A 22491-nucleotide genomic window follows, 5' to 3' on the forward strand; every position below is an offset into this window, starting at 1 on the left:
AATCCTGATAGATATTACAAAAATTTACATGCATTTGTCGGGCAGGAAAATGAAACAGTCTCTCAGGCGTTCAACCGCAGCGCTGCTGGCCTCATCGCTATTACTCACCATTGGCCGCGGCGCTACGCTGCCGTTTATGACCATCTATTTAACCCGCGTCTTCAACATGAGCGTGGAGAATATTGGTTATGCCCTGACGGTGGCCCTGACGATTGGCGTGGTCTTCAGCTTAGGGTTTGGCATTCTGGCCGACAAATTCGATAAAAACCGCTATATGCTGATCGCCATTACAGCAGTGGCGTTGGGCTTCCTGGCGATCCCGCTGGTAGATAATGCAGTCATGGTGGTGCTGGCATTCTCGCTGATCAACTGCGCCTATTCGGTCTTTTCCACGGTGCTGAAAGCCTGGTTTTCCGATGTGCTGAGCCCGGCAGAAAAGGCGCGCGTTTTCTCGCTAAACTACAGTTTTCTGAACATTGGCTGGACCATTGGACCGCCGCTGAGCACGCTGCTGGTGATGTACAGCCTGCAACTGCCGTTCTGGGTTGCCGCCTTCTGCGCTGCGCTGCCGCTGGTTTTAGTTCAGCGCTATGTGCAAAAAAGCGTGGCGGCCGACGGTGAAAACGCCCCGGTGCCGTGGCAGCCGTCAGTGCTGCTTCGTGACCGGGCACTGTTCTGGTATACCCTCTCCGGGCTGCTGGCCTCCTATGTGGGCGGCTCATTCGCCAGCTGTATCTCTCAGTATGTACTGGCGGCCGATTACGACAGCGATTTTGCCCAAAAGGTGGTGGCCGTGGTGCTGCCGGTGAATGCCGCGCTGGTGGTCTCCCTGCAATACATCATTGGTCGCAAACTGTCGGCACGTAATATTCGCCCGCTGATGACCCTGGGTACCCTGTTTTTCGTCCTGGGTCTGGCGGGGTTTATGCTCTCCGGCGAGAATCTGGTCTACTGGGGGATTGCCGCGGCGGTGTTTACCATCGGCGAAATTATATATGCGCCAGGTGAATATATGTTGATCGATAATATCGCCCCGCCGGGCATGAAAGCGAGCTACTTCTCCGCCCAGGCGCTCGGCTGGCTGGGTGCGGCGTTTAACCCGATGATCACCGGCCTAATATTGACCCATCTCCCGCACTGGTCGCTGTTTGTGATAATGATGATCGCCATCGTGCTGGCGTGGATGATGATTTTACGCGGGATGCGGGTGAAGGCGTGGGTTGAAACGCCCAATTTAATATAGCGCAGAGCTTTAGTAGGCCGGGTAAGGCGCAGCCGCCACCCGGCACACATATCGCACCGAAATTAATGGTGCAACATCTCCTCAACGACCTGCTCTTTATACATTTCGTTTGGATAGTAGGTTGGCCAGTTGTCCATCTCTTTTAATAACGCCTCGTGGGAGGTGTTGCCCATAAAGATATGGAAATGGCTGGACTGGCGCGGGCCGATAATATGGTCGCTGAACTGGACAAATTTCGGCGCCTGGCTGCTGACGTCCTTACATTCAAACAGGTAGCGCACCCCTTTCTTACCGGAAGCGTAGGTCAGGATCTTGTAGCCGCTAGAGACATATTCGCAGCTGGCGACCTTTTTCCCGCGATGAAATTCCATCACATTATTTTCGATGCCGATGCTCTCTACGTCGGTGGCGTAACCGGTGCGGTAGTAGGCTTTTACCTGATCAAAAGTTTTACTCTTGTCTTTCTCCGCCTTCTTTTTGAATACCGGGTCGAGATCGCCGCTCAGCAGAAACGGATAGACCGACTGCCAGACGCCATCCCAGTTTGAGAGCGGGCGATCCTTTACATCTTTATCGTCAAACACGCCGTTAGCCGCTTTTTGTTCCGCCTCGGTCATCTGATGTCCGTGGGAATGGGCATACAGCTGGCCGCTGACCAGCAGCGCCCCCAGAGTTATTGCAAACTTACCAATATGTCCTGCCAAAATAATATCCTCACTCCGTTTAAGTGAGTGAGGATGTTATAGTATAACATTGCGCAAAACAACCCTGTTAAATTGCGACCAGACCGCGGACACCCTCCTGCTCCATATTCTCCCCGCGCCCGCGCTGGATAATGCTTCCCCGGGACATGAGCAGATAACTGTCAGCCAGCTCGGCGGCAAAATCATAGAACTGTTCCACCAGCAGGATCGCCATATCTCCCCGGCTGGCGAGCTGGCGGATCACCTGGCCGATCTCCTTGATAACTGACGGCTGAATCCCCTCTGTCGGCTCATCCAGAATCAGCAGCTGCGGACGGCTGGCCAGCGCCCGGCCAATTGCCAGCTGTTGCTGCTGTCCGCCTGAAAGATCCCCGCCCCGACGCTGCTTCATCTCCTGTAATACCGGAAACAGCCGCCAGATCTCGTCGGGCACCTGCTTCGCCTCGCGAGCCGGAAAGCGCGATAAGCCGAGCAGCAGGTTCTCCTCCACCGTCAGGCGGGGAAAAATGTCCCGCCCCTGCGGCACATAGGCGACGCCCGCCTGCACCCGCTGGTGCGGTTTTGCCTGGGTGAGATTTTTTCCCTGCCAGAGGATCTCCCCGTTGCGCGCCGGGATCAGCCCCATCAGACACTTCAGCAGCGTAGTTTTACCTACGCCGTTGCGCCCGAGCAGGCAGGTGACTTCGCCGGGCAGCGCCTCAAAGCTGACCCCGCGCAGGATATGGCTCCCGCCGTAATACTGATTGAGTTCATTAACCTTAAGCATCCGCGCTCCTTAGCGTCCAAGATAGACTTCAATCACCTGTTCGTTGGCCTGCACGTCGCGCAGCGACCCCTCCGCCAGCACCCGGCCCTGATGGAGCACCGTCACGTGATCGGCAATGGTTTCAACAAAACCCATGTCATGCTCCACCACCATCAGGGAGTGTTTACCCGCCAGGGTGCGGAACAGCTCGGCGGTATACTCGGTTTCGGCGTCGGTCATCCCCGCGGCCGGCTCATCGAGCAGCAGGAGATGCGGCTCCTGCACCAGCAGCATGCCGATCTCCAGAAACTGCTTCTGGCCGTGGGACAGCAGCCCCGCCCGGCGATGCCGCTCCCCGCCGAGGCGCAGCAGGCTCAGCATCTCGTCGATCCGGTCCCCCTGCTCGCTGCTCAGCCGGGCGCGCAGGCTGGCCCACACCGATTTATCCCCTTTCATCGCCAGCTCAAGGTTTTCCCATACCGTCAGGGCCTCAAACACTGTTGGCTTCTGGAATTTGCGCCCGATGCCCTGGCGGGCAATGGCTATCGGGTCGAGGGTGGTGAGATCCGTTGTCTGATCGTAAATCGCCCGCCCGCTCTGGGGCCGCGTTTTACCGGTGATAACATCCATCAGGGTGGTTTTCCCGGCGCCGTTGGGACCAATCACGCAGCGCAGCTCCCCCACGCCAATATTAAGCGACAGATCGGTAAGTGCTTTAAACCCGTCAAAGCTGACGTTGATCCCCTCCAGCTGCAACACCGGGTCGGTTTGATCGCGGTAACGATCTCCGGGAAGCTGGCGGGTAAATAACGCTTCGGCTGGCTGCATTATTTATCTCCTTTGCGTAACAGGCCCGTGACCCCGCGCGGTAAAAACAGCGTGACGGCAATAAAGATCAGCCCCAGAAACAGCTGCCAGTATTCCGGCATCACCACGGTAAAGAGGCTTTTCGCGCCGTTGACCAATGCCGCGCCAATTACCGGGCCGATCAAGGTTCCGCGTCCGCCGAGGGCCACCCAGATCGCCGCTTCGATGGAGTTGGTAGGCGACATCTCGCCGGGGTTGATAATGCCCACCTGCGGAACGTAGAGCGCCCCGGCCAGTCCGCACAGCACCGCGGACAGGGTCCAGACCAGCAGTTTGAAACCGCGGGGATCGTAGCCGCAGAAGGTGAGCCGGTTTTCCGCATCCCGCACCGCCGTCAGAATGCGACCAAACTTGCTTTTCGCCAGCGCATAGCCCACCGCCAGCGAGGCGGCCAGCAGTAGCACGGTGGCAATAAACAATCCGATACGCGTGGTGGTGGCGGTCACGGAAAAGCCCAGCAGCGTGGTAAATCCGGTAAACCCGTTGTTGCCGCCAAAGCCCGTTTCATTGCGGAAGAACAGCAACATTCCGGCGAAGGTCAGCGCCTGGGTCATGATCGAAAAGTAGACCCCCTTAATCTTCGAGCGGAAGGCAAACCAGCCGAACAGCAGCGCCAGCAGGCCCGGAACCAGCACAATCAGCACCAGCGCCCAGGCGAAATGTTGGGTGCCCCACCAGTACCAGGGCAATTCGCTCCAGGAGAGGAACGACATAAACGCCGGTAATCCGTCGCCTGCGGCCTGACGCATCAGGTACATTCCCATGGCGTAGCCGCCGAGGGCAAAAAAGAGACCGTGGCCGAGCGAGAGCATCCCGGCGTAGCCCCACACCAGATCAAGGGCCACGGCGACAACGGCGTAACAGAGAATTTTGCCTACCAGGGTCAGCATCCAGGTCGAAACGGCCAGCGGATGGCTGGCGGGCAGCAGCGCCAGAAACGGCAGCACCAGCAGTGCCGCCAGAATCACGGCGCCGAGTATCGGTACGCTGCGCGGCGCCTTGCGCGCCAGCGTTAAGGTCAGTGGCTGGCTCATCAGTCAATTACCCTCCCTTTCAGTGCAAATAACCCCTGCGGGCGCTTCTGAATAAACAGAACGATCGCCACCAGAATCACGATTTTGCCGAGAACGGCACCCATCTGCGGCTCAAGGATCTTGTTGAAAATCCCCAATCCAAAGGCGGCCGCCACGCTGCCAGCCAGTTGACCCACACCGCCGAGTACCACCACGAGGAAGGAGTCAATAATGTAGCCCTGACCCAGCTCCGGCCCGACGTTCCCCAGTTGCGACAGCGCCACGCCGCCGAGCCCGGCAATCCCGGAGCCGAGCCCAAAAGCCAGCATATCGACGCGCCCGGTGGGCACTCCGCAGCAGGCGGCCATGCTGCGGTTCTGCGTTACCGCCCGCACGTTCAGCCCCAGACGGGTTTTGTTGAGGATGAGCCAGGTGAAAAACAGCACCAGCAGTACAAAGCCCAGCACCACCAGTCGGTTCCACGGCAGGATCAGGCCGGCATAGACCTGCACGCCGCCGGAGAGCCATGCCGGGTTTGCCACTTCGAGGTTCTGGGCCCCGAAGAGCATGCGCACCAGCTGGATCAGCATCAGGCTGATACCCCAGGTGGCGAGCAGCGTCTCCAGCGGACGGCCATACAGATGACGGATCACCGTGCGCTCAAGGGCCATACCTACCGTCGCCGTCAGCATGAACGCCACCGGCAGCGCCACCAGCGGATAAAAGGTGAGCCATTGCGGGGTAAACTGCGCCATCGCCTGCTGCACCAGCCAGGTGGCGTAAGCCCCGAGCATCAGCATCTCCCCGTGCGCCATATTGATCACCCCCAGCAAGCCATAGGTGATCGCCAGCCCGAGCGCGGCCAGCAGCAGAATGGAACCCAGCGACAGCCCCATAAACGCCTGCCCCAGCAGGTCGCTTATCGTCTGACGATGCTGGATCTGGCGCAGGCTTTCCGCCGCGGCCTCGCGTACTTCACCATCCGGCTCCGTCTGGGCGTGGGTATAGGGCAGCAGGCGGGCCTGCACTTCCGGATCGCTCGATTCTCCCAGCAGCGTCACCGCCTGCTTGCGCACCGCGGCCTGCGGGCTGGTCAGTTGCAGACTGGCGACGGCGAGGCTCAGCACCTCCCGCACCCCATCGTCCTTTTCACTTGCCAGCTGGCGTTGTAAAAACGGCAGCATCTGCGGCTGGGGATCGCGCTGAAGCTGGCGCGCCGCCGCCAGCCTTTCGGTGACACTGTCACCTGTCAGCTGATGAGTCGCGAGCGCGGTGGCGGCCAGCACCCTCAGGCGGTTAGTCAGACGCACCGCTTTAGGTGAGCCCTGCGCCTGAGCCGCATCACCGAGGGCGATTAACCCGCCCGCCTGGCGGGTAAAAGCGTGTTTGTTGTCGTCGACAACGACATTCTCTTGCTTCAGCGCCCGCAGCAGCGGCAGCCTGGCCGGATCCGGCGCGGCGGCCCACTGCTCCAGCAGAACGGCCTGCTGGCTGCGGCTGGCGGCAACAAAGTTATCGGCGTCCGTTGCCTGCGCCATCCCTGGCAGCAGTCCGGCAAGCCATACGAGAGCGAAGATCGTGCGCATGACGTTCATGGCTTTACCTCTCTGATCCGGATTCAGTTGCTGGCGGTTTTAATCGGCGTATCGGGTTTTTTGTCGTTTCCGGCGATGAACGGGCTCCACGGCTGGGCGCGTACCGGCGCTTCGGTCTGCCACACCACGTTAAACTGGCCATTGCCTTCGATTTCACCGATCATCACCGGCTTATGCAGATGGTGGTTGGTGGCATCCATGGTCAGGGTGAAGCCCGACGGGGCTTTAAAGGACTGGCCCGCCATCGCCGCACGCACTTTATCCACGTCGGTGGTGCCCGCTTTTTCTACCGCCTGGGCCCACATGTGGATGCCTACGTAGGTGGCTTCCATCGGATCGTTGGTCACGACCGTATCGGCGTTTGGCAGCTTCTGCGTTTTGGCCCAGTTTTTGTACGCCGCAACGAAGGTCTGGTTGGCCGGGTTATCCACCGATTCGAAGTAGTTCCACGCCGCCAGGTTGCCCACCAGCGGTTTGGTGTCGATGCCGCGCAGCTCCTCTTCCCCCACCGAGAAGGCGACAACCGGTACCTCGGTAGCTTTTACGCCCTGGTTCGCCAGCTCTTTGTAGAACGGCACGTTGGAGTCGCCGTTGATGGTGGAGACCACCGCGGTTTTGCCAGCGGCGGAGAATTTCTTGATGCTGGCGACGATGGTCTGGTAATCGCTGTGGCCGAACGGGGTGTAGACCTCTTCGATATCTTTATCCTGGACCCCTTTAGAGTGCAGGAAGGCGCGCAGAATTTTGTTGGTGGTGCGCGGGTAGACGTAGTCGGTGCCGAGCAGGAAGAAGCGCTTCGCCGACCCGCCGTCTTCACTCATCAGGTACTCCACCGCCGGGATAGCCTGTTGGTTAGGCGCTGCCCCGGTGTAGAAGACGTTCGGCGACATCTCTTCCCCTTCGTACTGCACCGGGTAGAACAGCAGACCGTTCAGCTCCTCAAATACCGGCAGGACCGATTTACGCGACACCGAGGTCCAGCAGCCAAACACCGCCGCCACTTTATCCTGGCTTAACAGCTGGCGAGCCTTCTCGGCAAACAGCGGCCAGTTGGAGGCGGGGTCCACCACCACCGGCTCCAGTTTTTTACCCAGCACGCCGCCTTTGGCGTTGATTTCGTCGATGGTCATCAGCGCCACGTCCTTAAGCGGCGTTTCGGAAATCGCCATCGTTCCGGAGAGGGAGTGCATGATGCCAATTTTAATGGTGTCGGCGGCCTGCACGCTGAAACTCATCCCCATGGCCACCACAGAGGCCGACAAAGCAAAAGCTTTTAACAAGGTACGACGATGCATAATTTTCACTCCTGAAAAGAAACGCTGTGCGAAATCGTCCGTTACGGCGTGGACGCAGAAAAAGCATTCAGGATGAGACAGAGCAAAAAGGATGCCAGATCGAATAGAGAGCAGAATCAGTGGGCTGGAGAGGATTTTTGAAGCAGGCGCGGATCAGAATGGCACAGCGTTGCACTTTATTAATGCAACGCTGTGAGAAGCGGTTACCAGACTTCGCTGGCGATTTGCGTGACCAGACGCACCTTGTCCCACTGCTGCGCTTCGGTCAGGGCGTTCCCCTCTTCGGTGGAGGCAAAGCCGCACTGCGGGCTGAGGCAGATCTGATCTTTCGCGACATACTTCGCCGCCTCTTCCAGACGCGCTTTCACCCCTTCCGGGTTCTCCAGCTCGCCGCTTTTGGTGGTGATCAGACCCAGCACCACCTGCTGCTTGCCCGGACGGATAAAGCGTAACGGGGCAAAATCGCCGCTGCGATCGTTGTCGTATTCCAGGAAGAAAGCATCGACGTTGACGGTACCAAACAGAATCTCGGCCACCGGCTCGTAGCCCCCTTCTGAAATCCAGGTCGAGCGGAAGTTGCCGCGGCAGACGTGCAGCCCGATGGTCAGATCGTCCGGCTTGCCCTCCAGCGCCTTGTTCAGCACACGGGCATAGGTACGCGCCAGCTGGTCCGGGTCATCGCCCCGCTCACGGATCTGACGGCGCTGATCGTCCGAGCAGAGGTAGGCCCAGACGGTGTCGTCCAGCTGTAGATTACGGCAACCCGCGTCGTAGAAGGCGTGGATAGCATCGCGCCAGGTCTGCGCCAGATCGTCGAAGTAGACCTCCAGATCCGGGTAGACCGTAGCGTCGATGACCTTACGCCCACCGCGGAAATGCAGCACGCTCGGGCTTGGGATGGTCATCTTCGGCTGGGCATTACCGCTGATGCTTTGCAGATAGCGGAAGTCGTCGAGCATCGGATGGCTGCCGAAGCCCAGTTTGCCGGTGACGCGCACGCCGTGGGCTTTGGTCTGCACGCCGTTAAACTGAATGCCTTGCTCAGATTCGTAGCGCTCCACCCCCTGCAGGCCGTCGAAGAAATCAAAGTGCCACCAGGCGCGACGAAACTCGCCGTCGGTCACCACCTGCAGGCCGCAGGCGCACTGCTGTTCAACCACGTGGCGAATCGCCTCGTCTTCTACCGCACGCAGCTGCTGCGCGTTAATCTCACTGCTGGCGAACTGGATCCGCGCCTGCTTGATGGCGTCGGGACGTAAGAAGCTGCCTACCACATCGGCACGGTACGGGGCGTGTTGTCGCTGCATGATTTTCTCCTTTAACTGCCGCCAGGTAGTTGCCGACAGTGATAATTCATCTCTTGAAGTTTTAGCCTTCTGGACGGCTAAATGTCTAAAAAAGATGTCACAGTGTCGGACTGGCGGCAAACGAGAAAAATTCACTGGTGTTGAAAAAAATTCATGTTGCGGCTGATAAGCAAAAAAAACCGCCAGAGACTGGCGGTAAATGCTTGCATGGATAGATTTGTATTTTGCTATCTACGGACCCGGTATTCCATACCAGGCTGCGGATCGTAAATAAGCTAGCATGGGGAAGATAAATAAAGACTAAACAACGTTGCGCTATAGCTGCGGGCTGTTTGCTCTTTTAAATTGCCAGGCGCGGGATAAAAGCCAGAGAAGGGTGCAGGCAACCACCGGCACCAGCCAGTCGAGCAGGCTGGCGACGTTCCAGACCTGCCAGTCAAACCCGCCCCACCACGGCATATTGGCGCGCTTGCCGTGACCAAACAGGGCAATCCAGCGGTATTCAGCCTGAGTCTGTTCCCGGGCGACAAACCACAGCGAACCCAACGCCCCGCCCGTGCCCCACCGATTCCATTTCAGACCGCACAGACACTGGACAATAAGTGCCGCTAATGCGTGCATAAAAGGGGAAAAATCCATTACGTCTCCAGCCACTCCCGTTGTGCATTGTTTTCCAGTTTAATCTTTTACCTTTAGACAACATAGCTGTGCACGCTTTACATAAAAAACCGCCCGAAGGCGGTTATTAAATTTTTATAGCGGTCTCCTGGTGATATCAGGGTCATCCTCGACCAGCGGGTCATTCACATCAGGTGTGTCAGGAATATCATCATCAGGAAGCGGTTCATCATCAGGAAGAGGATCAACGTAATCTGGACGATCGGTCATAAAACCTCCGTCAAACTTGGTTATGAGAGTCTACTTAGACTTACCCGGTTTCTGTTTGGACTGGTCATCTTTCGGGTTCTTTTGAGACTGCTTAGATTGATCTCTGTTTGAACCTTGCTCATTGGATTTCATTTTGAACTCCTGTTGGCATATGCGGCAAATCGCCACCTTTAAAATATAAGGCATGCTTATGGTTATATCGAGCGAGGCGGGAGGATAAACAGAAGGTTCAACTGAGCTGGCAGATGCATCTTTCAGGTGAAAAAGCCGGGCACTGCGCCCGGTTCTGTTTTCAGCCTGAAAAAGCGCTTACGCACTCAACCCGCGATTCCCCACCACTGTTCAATCTGCGGATCGTGCCCCCGCCACTGGCGATAAAGTTCAGCTAAATCAGTACGATTCCCGCGGGACAAAGTCGCCCTACGGAATCACAAGCATATTGCTTACCTTCAGACGTTGTCCGGGTGCTGCGTTGCGCTATGCGCTTATAGTCCCAGGTATGGGGATTTCAGATGCGAAAAAGCCCCGGCTAAATGCCGGGGATTAAAGGGGTTGGCCTGACCTCGCGGATAATTCCAACTTACCGCCGTCCATTGGCGACGAGGCCAGTGGCGCGGGATGTTATAGATAACAGTTAATTGGAAATTAGCTCTTAGTGCTCATATTGGTGGTGGTAATGGATCACTGATTACTTTTGCCTCACCGTTGTCGCAAATATCATCGCCCTGGGTCAGATTCCAGATACGAGTAATGATTTGGCCCATTTCCAGACCTTCGGTTTCACCATGGGTATAATAGTCGCCAGCGGGTCAATATCGTGGGCTATCGCGAATCATAACGACGACTGGGTGTAAGTGGACAAAAAAACCGGGCATCGCGCCCGGTTCTGTTTTCAGCCTTAAAAAGCCCTTACGAACTCAACCCGCGATTAACCAGCATCGGTTCAATCTTCGGATCGTGCCCGCGCCACGCGCGATAAAGTTCAGCTAAATCAGTGCTGTTCCCACGGGATAAAATCGCCTCGCGGAATTTTTGCCCGTTTTCGCGGGTCAGTCCACCCTCTTCCACGAACCACTGATAGCCGTCATCGGCCAGCATTTGCGTCCAGAGATAGGCATAGTAGCCCGCCGCGTAGCCGCCACCGAAGATATGGGCGAAATAGCTGCTGCGATAGCGCGGCGGCACGGCCGGGAGATCCAGCTGTTCGCGTTCCAGCGCCGTGGCTTCGAACGCCTCCACATCTGCTGGCGCTTCGCTGGCGGTTATTCCGTGCCAGTTCATGTCCAGCAGCGCGGCGCTGAGCAGCTCGGTCATGTCATAGCCTTTATTAAACTGGGTGGCGCTGACCATTTTCTCCCGCAGGGCGTCGGGCATCGGCTCCCCGGTTTCGTAATGGCGGGCATAGTGGGCAAAGACCTCGGGGTGGCTGGCCCAGTGTTCGTTTATTTGCGACGGGAACTCTACGAAATCCCGCGGCGTATTAGTGCCAGAGAGCGTGGCGTAACGCTGGCTGGCAAACAAACCGTGCAGGGTGTGGCCAAATTCGTGGAACAGGGTGATCACATCATCCCACGAGATTAGCGCTGGCTGGCCTTCAGCTGGTTTTTGATAGTTGCAGACGTTGTAGATTACCGGCCGCGACCCGGCTTCATGGGATTGCTCGATAAAGTTACCCATCCACGCCCCGCCGCCTTTCGAGTCGCGGGCGAAGAAGTCACCGTAAAAGAGCGCCATCCCTTCTCCGTGGTGATCGAAGATCTCCCAGACTCTCACGTCAGGGTGGTAGACAGGGATATCCCTGCGCTCGGCAAACGTAATGCCGAAAAGGCGGGTCGCCGCCCAGAAGACGCCGTCTGTCAGCACCGTATTGAGGGCAAAATAGGGTTTGACCTGCGACTCGTCCAGGGCGTACTTCGCCAGGCGCACACGTTCGGCATAGAAGGCCCAGTCCCAGGCCTGAACCTGAAAATGGCCCTGCTCTTCATCAATCACTTTCTGAATGTCGGCCTGCTCCTGCAGGGCGCGACCGCGCGCGGCAGGAACGATACCCCGCATAAACTGCAGCGCGGCGCCGGGGGTTTTCGCCATCTGATCGGCAATTTTCCAGCTGGCGTAGCTACCATAGCCCAGCAGTTCAGCCTGACGCGCCCGGAGCGCCACCAGACGTGCGACCACCTCGCGGGTATCGTTGGCATCATTTTTTTGCGTGCGCAGCCAGCCCGCTTTGAAGAGGTTTTCTCTGGTCTGACGATCGCGTAGCTGTTGCAGAGCCGGCTGTTGCGTGGTGTTCAGCAGCGGAATGAGCCAGCGATCGCTGAGTCCCTTCTCCGCTGCGGCCTCGGCAGCCGCGGCCTGTTCCGCCGGGCTCAGGCCATCCAGTTGATGCTGATAATCCACCACCAGCCCACCCGCCTTGTCTGCCGCCAGCAGACGCTGGTTAAACTGGCTGGTCAGGCTGGCTGATTCGGTATTGAGCATTTTAAGCTCCTGCTTTTGCGCCTCCTCCAGCCGGGCCCCGGCCAGAATAAAGCGCTGATGAAGCACCTCAATCAGCCGCAGGGACTCGGCATCCGGCGCCATCGCCTGGCGGTCATTATAGATGGCATCCACCCGGGCAAAGAGCGCGTCATTCAGCCAGATATCGTTAGAGAGCGCCGCCAGTTCGGTTGAGATCGCCTCTTCCAGTTGCTGCAGATAATCATTGGTGTGCGCCGAAGTCATGGCAAAGAAGACGCTGCTTACCCGGCTCAGCAGCTCGCCGCTTTTCTCCAGCGCCAGTACGGTATTGGCAAAATCGGGGGCGTCTGCGGAACCGGCAATCGCCGCGATCTCCCTGCGCTTCTGACGAATGGCTTCGTCAAAGGCCGGACGATAGTGTTCCTCGCGGATCAGATCAAAATGTGGCGCCTGGTACGGCAGCAGGCTGCTTGTGAAAAACGGATTAGTGCCAGACATAACAGACTCCTGAATAAGGTGAATTTCACCAGAGTAGGCCAGCCCGGCATGGGCTGCAATCTCTGTGGCCTTGAGGGCACGAAAAGTAACCTTACTCTGCGTCAGATCACATGCTATGGTAGTACTACACAAAAAGCGTTGAGGAACAGTGACATGATTATTTTAGTTACCGGGGCGACAGCAGGATTTGGTGAAAGCATTACGCGTCGCTTCGTCGCAAACGGCCATAAAGTGATTGCCACAGGCCGCCGTCAGGAGCGTCTGCAGGAGCTGAAAGAGGAGCTTGGCGACAGCATTCTGACCGCCCAGCTTGACGTGCGTAACCGTGCATCTATTGAAGAGATGATTGCCAATCTGCCGGCACAATGGCGTGACATCGACGTACTGGTCAACAACGCCGGGCTGGCGCTGGGTCTTGAGCCTGCGCACAAAGCCAGTGTGGAAGACTGGGAAACGATGATCGACACCAACAACAAAGGCCTGATCTATATGACACGCGCCGTGCTGCCTGGCATGGTGGAGCGCAACCGTGGTCACGTGATCAACATCGGCTCGACCGCCGGTAGCTGGCCTTATGCGGGCGGCAACGTCTATGGCGCGACCAAAGCCTTTGTACGTCAGTTCAGCCTGAACCTGCGCACCGATCTGCACGGCACCGCTATCCGCGTGACGGATATCGAGCCGGGTCTGGTCGGCGGAACGGAGTTCTCCAACGTTCGCTTTAAAGGCGATGATGACAAAGCCGGTAAAACCTACGAAAACACCACCGCCCTCACCCCGGATGATGTCACTGAAGCCGTCTGGTGGGTGGCGACGTTGCCGAAGCACGTCAACATCAACACCGTTGAAATGATGCCGGTGACGCAGAGCTTTGCTGGCCTGAGCGTTCATCGCGGATGATCTTTCCCCGCCCGGCTTGCGGGCCGGGTCTGGGATACCGGGTAAAAGAATGGTAGTATTTCCGGGTTAACCCTCTGAGAAATCACATCGAATGGCCGCTGAATCGCAACTTAATCCGACACAACCCGTAAATCAGCAAATTTATCGTATTTTGCGCAGCGATATTGTGCATTGCCTGATCCCGCCGGGCACCCCTTTATCAGAAAAAGAGGTGTCGGTACGCTTTGATGTCTCCCGTCAGCCGGTTCGCGAAGCCTTTATCAAGCTGGCGGAAAATGGCCTGATTCAGATCCGCCCCCAGCGCGGCAGTTACGTTAACAAGATCTCCCTCAGTCAGGTACAGAACGGCTGTTTTGTCCGCCAGGCCATCGAGTGCGCCGTGGTCCGTCGTGCGGCAACCCTGGTCGACGATCATCAGTGCTATCAGCTGGAGCAGAATCTGCATCAGCAGCGTATCGCCATTGAACGTAAACAGCTGAATGACTTCTTCCTGCTCGACGACGAATTTCATCAGAAGCTGGCGCAAATTGCTGGCTGTCAGCTGGCGTGGGATACCATCGAGAACATCAAGGCGACCATGGACCGGGTGCGTTACATGAGCCTTAATCACGTATCACCGCCAGAGATGCTGCTGCGCCAGCATCTGGATATTTTCCATGCCCTGGAAAAGCGTGACGCCGATGCGGTAGAAAAAGCGATGACCCTGCATCTGCAGGAAATTGGCGAGTCAGTGCAGTTAATTCGTCAGGAAAATAGTGACTGGTTTAGCGAAGAGTAACGAAAATGAATGCCGCCATAGCGGCGGCATTCGGCATAATAATTAGCCCGCGATATAGTGGGCCACAGCGGCTTTCGCCCCCTTCTCCAGCAACATTTGATACGCCCCGGTTACCGCCTCGACAAAAGTCGCATCCTGCGGCAGTTCATTACCAAAGATCGCCTCAATACCCATCAGCGCCTTCACGCGGGATACCCCTTCAGCACTGCCGTTTACCGCCGCCTGGATCACCGGCAACAGCGGATCGCACACCTCGATGGCTTCGCCGCGCTCATCCACGCCGCCGACATAGCGCATCCAGCCGGCAATACCCAGCGCCAGTAGCGGGAATGGTTTCTGGTGCACACGGTGCCAGCGCACTGAATCAAGCATACGCTGCGGCAGCTTCTGGCTGCCATCCATCGCGATCTGCCAGGTCCGGTGGCGCAGCGCCGGGTTACTGTAACGGTCGATCAGCAGATCGGCATAACGCTCCAGGTCTACACCGGTCACTTTCAGCGTCGGCGCCTGCTCGTTTAACATCAGCGCACGGGCGGCGCGCTTGTAGTTCGCATCCTCCATGCAGTCGTTGATGTGTTGATAGCCCGCCAGATAGCCCAGATACGCCAGGAAGGAGTGGCTGCCGTTCAGCATGCGCAGCTTCATCTCTTCAAACGGAATAACATCCGCCACCAGTTCGGCCCCGGCTTTTTCCCACGCCGGACGACCCGCAACAAAGTTGTCTTCAATCACCCACTGGCGGAACGGCTCGCAGGCCACACCTGCCGGATCGCGCACACCGGTAATCTCTTCAATTTTATTCAGCGTGTCGGCAGTCACGGCGGGCACGATACGGTCGACCATGGTTGACGGGAAGGTGACGTTGGCTTCGATCCACTCCGCCAGCTCAGCGCTGACCGCGCGGGCATAGGCGCAGGTAACATTGCGCATGACGTGGCCGTTCTCCGGCATATTGTCGCAGGACATCACGGTGAAAGCGGGCAGCCCGGCGTTTTTACGTCGCGCCAGCGCTTCCACCACCACGCCTACAGCCGAAACAGGCTGATGAGGACTCTGCAGATCGGCTGCGATCAATGGATGATCCAGCATCAGCTGCCCGGTCGCCGGGGCGTGACAGTACCCTTTTTCAGTAATGGTTAACGAGACGATCGCCACCTGCGGTTCACAGAGGGCGGACAGCACCGCTTCAAGACCATCCACCTGGGCATGCAGCGCCTTTTTGACCACGCCCACCACCCGCGCTGTCCACGCATCAGCGGACATTTCAGCAACGGTGAAGAGATTATCCTGCACCTTAAGATCGGCTATCTGCTGCTCGCCGCCAATCAGATTGACCTCGCAATAGCCCCAGTCACTGCCATGTTCGGCAGCGAGGATATCGGTATAAACCGCCTGATGCGCGCGGTGGAAGGCGCCAAAGCCCAGATGCACGATGCGCGTTTGCAGAGTATCCCGGTTGTAGTGAGGAAGCGTAGCTTGCGCCTGTAATAACGGATTTTTCATGATAGTACTCGTTAATGTATTTAAGCGATAAATCCGGGCCGGCTTGACTCCGTGACCCGGCTTACTAACCCAACTAGAATGGTAGATGGCATAAAAAAAATCTCTGCCGTTAACCATACTGATTGTTGATATAGCGATATTGATTTACGTTAACTTTTCGCCATCTGGTGTGACATCAATTAAAAGTTGTGTGACAGCATTTGAAAAAAAACGCAATGCTATGAACCATTGATGCGAAGGAGACAGCGGGATAGTCATTAACGCAGGCTTTGACAGGGTTAAAAAAGACTCCCCTGCGTATAACAGAGGAGTCGTCAGCAACTACGAGATGGCGCGGTGTTTACCGTTGATCTTTAGCGCAGCAGCTTTATCGTCCGCAGCATCGTCCAGCGCGCTCAGCTCGCGATCGCAGACCTCAGGCATCAGCAGGGCTGAGATCAGGCTGATGAAGGAGTAAACCATCACCATCACCACGATTGGCCACCAGGAGCCGGTCATGTTGCAGAAGATCCCCGCCAGTACCGGACCAAAACCAACTGCAATCAGACCACCCGCCTCTTTGGAAATCGCCATCCGGGTGAAGCGGTTACGGGAACCAAACATCTCGGCCATGGTGATGTTCTCCAGAGCAAAGAGCCCCAGCACCGCGAAGTTATGGATCACGATAATCGAGGTCATGATCACGCCAGGGGTGTACGATTTGTCGACAATAATCGACAGCATCGGGTAGGCCAGAATAATGGCGGAAATGCTCAGCAAAATATAAGGCAGACGACGACCAAATTTATCTGACAACCAGCCCAACAGCGGGATAGTAATAAAGCCGAGAATAGAGCTTATCATCAGGGCGTCGGTCGGGATGGCCTTATCAAACAAGAGCGTCTGGACCAGATACCCGGCGAGGAACGTCTGGATCAGGCCAGAGTTACCCGCCTGGCCGAAACGCAGACCGGTCGCCAGCCAGAATGATTTGCTTTTCAGCATCCCACCCAGGGTATTTTCTTCAACCGCAGCCTGCACAGACGCCTCGTCGGTATTAACCTGCTCAAATACCGGGCTTTCCTTGAGGTTCAAACGCAGCCAGATGGCAAAGATCATCACCACCACGCTGGCAAGGAAAGGCACACGCCATCCCCAGGCCAGCAGCTGTTCACGGTCGAGGGCAAAGAACATGACTGCCCAGATCGCCGTGGCGCTCAGGGTCCCGCAGTTAGTCCCCATCGCCACCAGAGAAGAGATGATGCCGCGTTTCCCTTTCGGCGCATATTCCGCCAGCATCGTGCCCGCACCGGAGATCTCCGCCCCTGCGCCCAGCCCCTGGATAACACGCAGTGTCACCAGCAGCACCGGCGCGAAAATACCAATTTGCGCATAGGTCGGCAGCGCACCAATCAGCGTGGTACAGATCCCCATCATGGTGATGGTGATAAACAGCACCTTCTTGCGCCCCACGCGGTCGCCCATTTTGCCGAAAACAAAAGCGCCAATGATACGGGCAATATAGCCTGCCCCATAGGTACCCATCGCCAGAATCAGCGCCATTGCCGCGGACTGTTCAGGGAAGAAGATTTCGTGAAAGACTAAGGCCGCGCCCAGCGAATAAAGCTGGAAGTCCATAATTTAAAGCGCTGTTACAGGTCTTTGTGGGATTGTCCTTAATTCCTGAGTATTTAACAGTAACTTGCCGCTGGTGAAATGCATCCATTTGTTCTTTTGCATATCACCTGCGGTACTTTTATGCCCCACCCATGCCCCAAAGAATTTCTTTGCATAAGTCCTTCGAGAAATCCCACCCTTCTTTGACGAGGCGAAACTCCCTGGCAGTATCTTTACCGATCCGTTGTATATTTTCAGGGTGCGCAATACTTCCTTTGCCGCAGACCGCTATGTGCCATGAGCGGACGTTGCCAGGATGAAAATAAATGACTGTAATTCAGTCCTGTCTCTTCTGACGAGAAAGAACTATGGCCGGCAGGTTTTTTTCAATCCATGACACAAGTCCCGACAATTCATCAGTCAGGGACTGCCCTAGTTCCGTGAGGTTATAGATGACATGAGGTGGCACAACGTCGAAGGACGTTCTCTGAATAAACCCGTCTGCTTCAAGGGTACGTAAGGTCTGAGACAACATTTTCTCACTGACTCCAGGGGCTTTCCTGCGAAGCTCACTGTACCGATGCGTACCGCTTCGCAAGGCCATAAGAACCAGTACCCCCCACAGGCTGGTAACGTCTTTCAATACTTCTCTGGAGGGGCATTCAACGGAATGAAGCACTCCTCGCCGTAAACTTTCTTCAAGCCCGATGACCGGAATGTTATCTAGTTTAAACACGTCGCTCATTTGCATACCCAGTCAGTGAGATTTAATGTTGCAGGATCATTATACTCTGTCCTGCAAACACCGATTATCAAGAATTTAATGACACAATGGCCCGGCCTTTCATTTGACCATTCAGAATACGTTTCATATAAGTATCAAGATCGATGAGACTAATCTCTGTAAACATTTCCTCATTAAGGTCTACTTTCCAGTCCGTTGCCAGATGCTGCCATACCGGTAACCGTTCTTCCATTGGGATCCATACTGAATCAATACCATTGACCTGAATCCCACGATTGATGAACGCAAAAATGGTAAGATCCAGTTCAATACCGTTCACAAGGCCGCAGGTTGTGGCAATACCGCCATATTTTAATTTTTTGATCAGTGTTGAAAAGACCTGACCACCAACAGAATCAACTACTGCGCTATATTCAGGCTCAAGGAGCTGAACACCTTTGACCTCAGCATTCTGGAAATCATCAACCAGAAATACCTTTTTGGCACCCAAATTATACAAGTAGTTAGCATGCTGTCTGGTCATACTGACTGCATGTACTTCATAACCCAGTTTAGCCAGGATTTTTACAGCAATAGACCCTACACCACCCGAAGCTCCACTGACAATTACGGGACCATCAGTTGGTACAACGCCTTTTTTAATTAACTGCCAGACAGATAATCCAGCAGTAAATCCGGCGGTACCAATTATCATTGCTTGTTTTAAAGTTAATCCCTCAGGGAGAGGTATGGCCCACTCAGACGGAATTCGAATATATTCAGCATGTCCACCATCGCTGTTCATTCCCAAATCAAACCCGGTAACAATAACTTCATCTCCAGGATTGAAGTGTTTATCTGAGCTGGCCACTACCACTCCGGCAGCGTCAATACCTGTTACATGGGGATAATTTTGTGTAATGAATTTAGCCCCGCTCGCAGACAAGGCATCTTTGTAATTAAGTGAACTGTAAGCAACTTTAATCGTAATACTCCCTGCCGGGAGTTGACTTGCATTTAAAACCTGAACTTCAGAGATAAACTTCCCATCTACTTCTTTAACAACAAATGCTTTATAAGTTGAGTTCATTAATTTAAATCCTGGTATGAATAAAGACGTTGAATCCTAACCCGACTCTAACCAGACCACCAGTACGAACAAAAAAGTTAGTATGCTTTATTTTATAACCATCTGAAAAATTTGGTTTTTAAACACTGACCTTTCATGAGTATTGTGTCACTAAATGACATATTAAAAAACGCTTTTGAGTATACCCAGAAAGAGGCTTCGCATCTTAACAGTTGCCATAACTGTGACTTAAACTGTCATTTGATAATAATATTAATGAACTCAGAGGCTGATGTGATGAGTAAATTTTACTTCCGCTTTTCGCTCATCGCGGACCGTACAGCCGACCAAAACGTCCGCTTTGTGCCAATAGCGGACGTTGTTAAGCTCATGCAGTATAGATTCACGAAGAACAGACGTTATATTTTGTCCTGATTGACACGAGATGAAAGCTCCTGATGGCTCTCTTTTCGCTCGCTGTAACGATCCGCAAGATAACCGGTTTGTCCCTTAAGCAGCAGTGTGATTTTAAACAGCTCCTCGGCTACATCGACGATGCGGTCATACCATGACGAAGGTTTCATTCGGCCGTTTTCGTCGAACTCTTGCCATGCCTTGGCTACGGATGACTGGTTGGGGATCGTAAACATCCGCATCCAGCGGCCCAGAATACGCATCTGGTTCACTGCATTGAAGGACTGGGAACCACCGCAGACCTGCATTACCGCAAGTGTTTTGCCTTGCGAAGGACGAACCGCGCCTTCACTTAAGGGTATCCAGTCAATCTGCGCCTTCATAACTGCGCTCATAGCCCCGTGCCGCTCCGGAGAACTCCACACCATCCCGTCACACCATCTGACCAGACCGCGTAGCTCGGTGACTTTAGGGTGCGTGTCCGGCGCATCATCCGGCAGGGGTAAACCGGAGGGGTTAAAGAGTTTTACCTCCGCGCCCATCGCCGTCAGCAGGCGACCAGCTTCTTCCGCGGCAAAACGGCTGTAGGAGCGCTCTCTTACTGAACCATACAGGATCAGAATCCGTGGCGGCTCCTGCAGGTGCAGGCGTTCAGCAATGTGTTGATCAAAGCATTCAGTATTCAGGGCAGGAAATTGTTCCATTTTTCTCCTCCGGAGAGAACAGGTGATTTTAAAATTATTACATATGATTTAACATATGTGTATTCTAAAGGGAACGGAGAGAAAAATGCTACAACCTGTTCAGCTTTTCAAAATCCTGTCGGATGAAACTCGGCTCGCCATCGTCATGCTTCTCAGGGAGTCCGGAGAACTGTGCGTCTGCGATATCTGTGCGGTCACCTCCGAATCGCAGCCCAAAATCTCGCGACATATGGCTATCCTGCGCGAAGCCGGGCTGGTTCTTGACCGTCGTGAAGGCAAATGGATCCACTATCGCCTGTCACCCCACATACCGGCATGGGCAGCTGAGACAATCACTACGTCCTGGCAGTGTATGCGGGAGGAAGTACGTGAATGGCTGAATAAATCAGCCTGCACCTCCTGCTGAGAAAGAGAAACACATTCACATAAACACATATAAAGGAGTCTGAGATGCTTTTGGCAGGGAGTATATTTTTACTGACGCTGATACTGGTGATCTGGCAACCCAGAGGCCTGAGTATTGGCTGGAGCGCAAGTATCGGGGCTGTGCTGGCGCTGGTAACCGGTGTCATCCATATCGCTGATATTCCCGTTGTCTGGAATATCGTCTGGAACGCGACAGCGGCATTTATTGCGGTCATCATCATCAGCCTGTTGCTCGATGAGTCCGGCTTCTTTGAATGGGCCGCACTGCACGTCTCCCGCTGGGGTAACGGACGTGGCCGCCTTTTGTTTACCTGGATAGTCTTGCTCGGGGCTGCTGTTGCTGCGTTATTTGCCAATGACGGCGCCGCACTAATCCTGACGCCGATTGTAATTGCGATGCTGCTCGCACTGGGGTTCAGCCAGGGCACGACACTGGCCTTTGTCATGGCCGCAGGATTTATTGCAGATACGGCCAGCCTGCCGCTCATTGTTTCTAACCTGGTTAATATCGTCTCGGCAGACTTCTTCGGTCTGGGCTTTACGCAGTACGCCTCCGTTATGATCCCCGTGGATGCGGCAGCGATTGCGGCCACGCTGGTCATGCTGCATCTCTTCTTCCGCAGGGATATTCCGGCAACGTATGACGTTTCGCTGCTGAAGAAGCCTGCCAGTGCAATCAAGGATCCGGCAACCTTCAGGGCGGGCTGGATTGTCCTGTTATTGCTGCTTGTCGGTTTCTTTGTTCTGGAGCCGCTGGGGATCCCGGTCAGTGCGATAGCGGCGGCTGGCGCAGCAGTGTTGTTTGTGGTGGCGAAACGAGGCCATGCCATCAACACCGGGAAAGTCCTGCGCGGTGCGCCATGGCAGATCGTTATTTTCTCGCTGGGCATGTATCTGGTCGTCTACGGTATGCGTAACGCAGGACTAACTGAATATCTTTCTGCCGTACTCAATATGTTGGCAGACAAAGGTTTATGGGCTGCCACGTTTGGTACCGGTTTTATGACTGCGTTTCTGTCGTCTGTGATGAATAATATGCCGACGGTGCTGATTGGTGCGCTGTCGATTGACGGGAGTACGGCGACTGGCGTAGTGAAAGAGGCAATGATTTATGCCAATGTGATTGGCTGCGATTTAGGCCCGAAAATCACCCCGATTGGCAGTCTGGCAACCCTGCTGTGGCTGCATGTGCTTGCCCAGAAAAATATAAAGATTACCTGGGGATATTATTTCCGTACCGGCATTGTCATGACTGTGCCGGTGCTGTTTGTCACTCTGGCCGCGCTGGCGTGGCGGCTCTCTGTCACTTTGTAATGAGATACTGATATGAGCAACATTACCATCTATCACAACCCGGCCTGTGGCACTTCACGCAACACGCTGGAGATGATCCGTAACAGCGGCAACGAACCGACGATAATTTATTATCTTGATACGCCCCCGACCCGCGATGAGCTTATTAAACTTATTTCAGATATGGGAATTACGGTGCGTGCATTGCTGCGTAAGAATGTTGAGCCTTATGAACAATTGGATCTTGATGAAGAGAAATCTAGCGATGAGCAGTTGATTGATTTCATGCTTAAACATCCGATCCTGATTAATAGGCCGATTGACGTTACGCCGCTTTGCACTCGACTTTGCCGCCCTTCAGAAATGGTCATGGATATTCTACCGAAAAGCCATAAAGGAGCGTTTATTAATGAATATGCCGACAAATTCATCGAACACAAAGGCAAGCTGGTTAATTAAACTACCAACTACA

Annotated in this window: 20 protein-coding genes and 2 pseudogenes; 6 read left to right on the top strand and 16 right to left on the bottom strand. The window is 55.1% G+C overall.

Going from position 1 to position 22491, the window contains the following annotated elements:
• Nucleotides 1-49 precede the first annotated feature (49 nt).
• Nucleotides 50-1243, top strand: coding sequence for an efflux MFS transporter YdeE (ydeE, locus tag B3X29_RS06775; RefSeq protein WP_159338944.1), 1194 nt, complete (start codon nucleotides 50-52; stop codon nucleotides 1241-1243).
• 62 nt (nucleotides 1244-1305) lie between these two features.
• Here ydeE and zinT read toward each other — a convergent pair whose 3' ends face one another.
• The 11 genes and pseudogenes from zinT to dcp form a co-directional block, all read right to left on the bottom strand.
• Nucleotides 1306-1947, bottom strand: a complete 642-nt coding sequence (gene zinT / locus B3X29_RS06780) for a metal-binding protein ZinT (protein ID WP_159338946.1) — start codon at nucleotides 1945-1947, stop codon at nucleotides 1306-1308.
• Nucleotides 1948-2014: 67 nt separating this feature from the next.
• Nucleotides 2015-2713 (bottom strand): urea ABC transporter ATP-binding subunit UrtE, encoded by a 699-nt coding sequence (gene urtE / locus B3X29_RS06785; protein WP_103179547.1) that lies wholly within the window; start codon nucleotides 2711-2713, stop codon nucleotides 2015-2017.
• Nucleotides 2714-2722: 9 nt separating this feature from the next.
• Nucleotides 2723-3520 carry an urea ABC transporter ATP-binding protein UrtD gene (gene urtD, locus B3X29_RS06790; RefSeq protein ID WP_156654451.1) on the bottom strand — a complete coding sequence of 266 codons (798 nt, stop codon included), beginning with the start codon at nucleotides 3518-3520 and terminating at the stop codon, nucleotides 2723-2725.
• Complete coding sequence (urtC, locus tag B3X29_RS06795) at nucleotides 3520-4593, bottom strand: urea ABC transporter permease subunit UrtC (RefSeq protein WP_103179545.1); 1074 nt, start codon at nucleotides 4591-4593, stop codon at nucleotides 3520-3522. Before urtC ends, urtD begins: the two co-directional genes overlap by 1 nt.
• Nucleotides 4593-6167 carry an urea ABC transporter permease subunit UrtB gene (gene urtB, locus B3X29_RS06800; protein WP_156654449.1) on the bottom strand — a complete coding sequence of 525 codons (1575 nt, stop codon included), beginning with the start codon at nucleotides 6165-6167 and terminating at the stop codon, nucleotides 4593-4595. The genes urtC and urtB overlap by 1 nt, the downstream gene beginning before the upstream one ends.
• Before the next feature lie 23 nt (nucleotides 6168-6190).
• Entirely contained in the window at nucleotides 6191-7462 is a 1272-nt protein-coding gene (urtA, locus tag B3X29_RS06805) for an urea ABC transporter substrate-binding protein (protein WP_159338948.1), read from the bottom strand.
• 203 nt (nucleotides 7463-7665) lie between these two features.
• A complete protein-coding gene (locus tag B3X29_RS06810; protein WP_159338950.1) occupies nucleotides 7666-8769 on the bottom strand; it encodes a cobalamin-independent methionine synthase II family protein in 1104 nt (367 codons plus the stop codon).
• Between the two features lie 315 nt (nucleotides 8770-9084).
• On the bottom strand, nucleotides 9085-9408 hold the full coding sequence (locus tag B3X29_RS06815; protein WP_103179541.1) for a hypothetical protein: 324 nt from the start codon (nucleotides 9406-9408) through the stop codon (nucleotides 9085-9087).
• Nucleotides 9409-9522: 114 nt separating this feature from the next.
• Nucleotides 9523-9657, bottom strand: coding sequence for a hypothetical protein (locus B3X29_RS06820; protein WP_231736623.1), 135 nt, complete (start codon nucleotides 9655-9657; stop codon nucleotides 9523-9525).
• 309 nt (nucleotides 9658-9966) lie between these two features.
• Nucleotides 9967-10085 (bottom strand): annotated as a pseudogene (locus tag B3X29_RS22570) (hypothetical protein); the annotation flags it as partial.
• Nucleotides 10086-10566: 481 nt separating this feature from the next.
• Nucleotides 10567-12612 carry a peptidyl-dipeptidase Dcp gene (gene dcp, locus B3X29_RS06825; RefSeq protein ID WP_159338952.1) on the bottom strand — a complete coding sequence of 682 codons (2046 nt, stop codon included), beginning with the start codon at nucleotides 12610-12612 and terminating at the stop codon, nucleotides 10567-10569.
• Nucleotides 12613-12765: 153 nt separating this feature from the next.
• Here dcp and ydfG point away from each other — a divergent pair, with 153 nt between their 5' ends.
• Together ydfG and B3X29_RS06835 are read left to right on the top strand one after the other, a co-directional pair.
• Nucleotides 12766-13512: a bifunctional NADP-dependent 3-hydroxy acid dehydrogenase/3-hydroxypropionate dehydrogenase YdfG gene (gene ydfG, locus B3X29_RS06830; protein WP_103179539.1), complete on the top strand. Its 747-nt coding sequence runs from the start codon at nucleotides 12766-12768 to the stop codon at nucleotides 13510-13512.
• Between the two features lie 91 nt (nucleotides 13513-13603).
• Nucleotides 13604-14290 carry a GntR family transcriptional regulator gene (locus B3X29_RS06835; protein WP_103179538.1) on the top strand — a complete coding sequence of 229 codons (687 nt, stop codon included), beginning with the start codon at nucleotides 13604-13606 and terminating at the stop codon, nucleotides 14288-14290.
• A 42-nt stretch (nucleotides 14291-14332) separates the two neighbouring features.
• On the opposite strand, the gene B3X29_RS06840 is transcribed toward B3X29_RS06835, so the two are convergent.
• The 5 genes and pseudogenes from B3X29_RS06840 to arsH form a co-directional block, all read right to left on the bottom strand.
• Nucleotides 14333-15793, bottom strand: coding sequence for a mannitol dehydrogenase family protein (locus B3X29_RS06840; RefSeq protein WP_290513088.1), 1461 nt, complete (start codon nucleotides 15791-15793; stop codon nucleotides 14333-14335).
• A 321-nt stretch (nucleotides 15794-16114) separates the two neighbouring features.
• Nucleotides 16115-17410: pseudogene (locus B3X29_RS06845) on the bottom strand (MFS transporter); the annotation flags it as partial.
• Between the two features lie 316 nt (nucleotides 17411-17726).
• Nucleotides 17727-18134: a winged helix-turn-helix transcriptional regulator gene (locus B3X29_RS06850; RefSeq protein WP_290513090.1), complete on the bottom strand. Its 408-nt coding sequence runs from the start codon at nucleotides 18132-18134 to the stop codon at nucleotides 17727-17729.
• Between the two features lie 67 nt (nucleotides 18135-18201).
• Nucleotides 18202-19203: a YhdH/YhfP family quinone oxidoreductase gene (locus tag B3X29_RS06855; RefSeq protein ID WP_290513092.1), complete on the bottom strand. Its 1002-nt coding sequence runs from the start codon at nucleotides 19201-19203 to the stop codon at nucleotides 18202-18204.
• A gap of 398 nt (nucleotides 19204-19601) precedes the next feature.
• Nucleotides 19602-20300 carry an arsenical resistance protein ArsH gene (gene arsH, locus B3X29_RS06860; RefSeq protein WP_114387384.1) on the bottom strand — a complete coding sequence of 233 codons (699 nt, stop codon included), beginning with the start codon at nucleotides 20298-20300 and terminating at the stop codon, nucleotides 19602-19604.
• Nucleotides 20301-20385: 85 nt separating this feature from the next.
• Between arsH and B3X29_RS06865 the strand changes: the two genes are divergently transcribed.
• From B3X29_RS06865 to arsC, 3 genes are read left to right on the top strand one after another with little or no spacing between them, the layout of a single operon-like run.
• Nucleotides 20386-20706, top strand: coding sequence for a transcriptional regulator (locus B3X29_RS06865; protein WP_290513097.1), 321 nt, complete (start codon nucleotides 20386-20388; stop codon nucleotides 20704-20706).
• A gap of 44 nt (nucleotides 20707-20750) precedes the next feature.
• Nucleotides 20751-22040, top strand: a complete 1290-nt coding sequence (locus B3X29_RS06870; protein ID WP_290513099.1) for an arsenic transporter — start codon at nucleotides 20751-20753, stop codon at nucleotides 22038-22040.
• Between the two features lie 12 nt (nucleotides 22041-22052).
• Nucleotides 22053-22478, top strand: a complete 426-nt coding sequence (gene arsC, locus B3X29_RS06875; protein ID WP_290513101.1) for a glutaredoxin-dependent arsenate reductase — start codon at nucleotides 22053-22055, stop codon at nucleotides 22476-22478.
• Nucleotides 22479-22491: the final 13 nt, after the last annotated feature.

The organism is Leclercia sp. UBA5076 (assembly GCF_002416465.1).
Classification (GTDB): domain Bacteria; phylum Pseudomonadota; class Gammaproteobacteria; order Enterobacterales; family Enterobacteriaceae; genus Enterobacter.

What these genes read in the sequence shown, in the direction of transcription:
- urtB (WP_156654449.1), bottom strand. Translation starts at nt 6,167, where the DNA reads ATGAACGTCATGCGCACGATCTTCGCTCTCGTATGGCTTGCCGGACTG.
- urtC (WP_103179545.1), bottom strand. Translation starts at nt 4,593, where the DNA reads ATGAGCCAGCCACTGACCTTAACGCTGGCGCGCAAGGCGCCGCGCAGC.
- B3X29_RS06855 (WP_290513092.1), bottom strand. Translation starts at nt 19,203, where the DNA reads ATGAACTCAACTTATAAAGCATTTGTTGTTAAAGAAGTAGATGGGAAG.
- urtA (WP_159338948.1), bottom strand. Translation starts at nt 7,462, where the DNA reads ATGCATCGTCGTACCTTGTTAAAAGCTTTTGCTTTGTCGGCCTCTGTG.
- B3X29_RS06865 (WP_290513097.1), top strand. Translation starts at nt 20,386, where the DNA reads ATGCTACAACCTGTTCAGCTTTTCAAAATCCTGTCGGATGAAACTCGG.
- B3X29_RS06815 (WP_103179541.1), bottom strand. Translation starts at nt 9,408, where the DNA reads ATGGATTTTTCCCCTTTTATGCACGCATTAGCGGCACTTATTGTCCAG.
- ydeE (WP_159338944.1), top strand. Translation starts at nt 50, where the DNA reads ATGAAACAGTCTCTCAGGCGTTCAACCGCAGCGCTGCTGGCCTCATCG.
- urtD (WP_156654451.1), bottom strand. Translation starts at nt 3,520, where the DNA reads ATGCAGCCAGCCGAAGCGTTATTTACCCGCCAGCTTCCCGGAGATCGT.
- dcp (WP_159338952.1), bottom strand. Translation starts at nt 12,612, where the DNA reads ATGTCTGGCACTAATCCGTTTTTCACAAGCAGCCTGCTGCCGTACCAG.
- B3X29_RS06820 (WP_231736623.1), bottom strand. Translation starts at nt 9,657, where the DNA reads ATGACCGATCGTCCAGATTACGTTGATCCTCTTCCTGATGATGAACCG.
- arsC (WP_290513101.1), top strand. Translation starts at nt 22,053, where the DNA reads ATGAGCAACATTACCATCTATCACAACCCGGCCTGTGGCACTTCACGC.
- B3X29_RS06840 (WP_290513088.1), bottom strand. Translation starts at nt 15,793, where the DNA reads ATGAAAAATCCGTTATTACAGGCGCAAGCTACGCTTCCTCACTACAAC.
- ydfG (WP_103179539.1), top strand. Translation starts at nt 12,766, where the DNA reads ATGATTATTTTAGTTACCGGGGCGACAGCAGGATTTGGTGAAAGCATT.
- B3X29_RS06850 (WP_290513090.1), bottom strand. Translation starts at nt 18,134, where the DNA reads ATGAGCGACGTGTTTAAACTAGATAACATTCCGGTCATCGGGCTTGAA.
- B3X29_RS06810 (WP_159338950.1), bottom strand. Translation starts at nt 8,769, where the DNA reads ATGCAGCGACAACACGCCCCGTACCGTGCCGATGTGGTAGGCAGCTTC.
- B3X29_RS06870 (WP_290513099.1), top strand. Translation starts at nt 20,751, where the DNA reads ATGCTTTTGGCAGGGAGTATATTTTTACTGACGCTGATACTGGTGATC.
- arsH (WP_114387384.1), bottom strand. Translation starts at nt 20,300, where the DNA reads ATGGAACAATTTCCTGCCCTGAATACTGAATGCTTTGATCAACACATT.
- urtE (WP_103179547.1), bottom strand. Translation starts at nt 2,713, where the DNA reads ATGCTTAAGGTTAATGAACTCAATCAGTATTACGGCGGGAGCCATATC.
- B3X29_RS06835 (WP_103179538.1), top strand. Translation starts at nt 13,604, where the DNA reads ATGGCCGCTGAATCGCAACTTAATCCGACACAACCCGTAAATCAGCAA.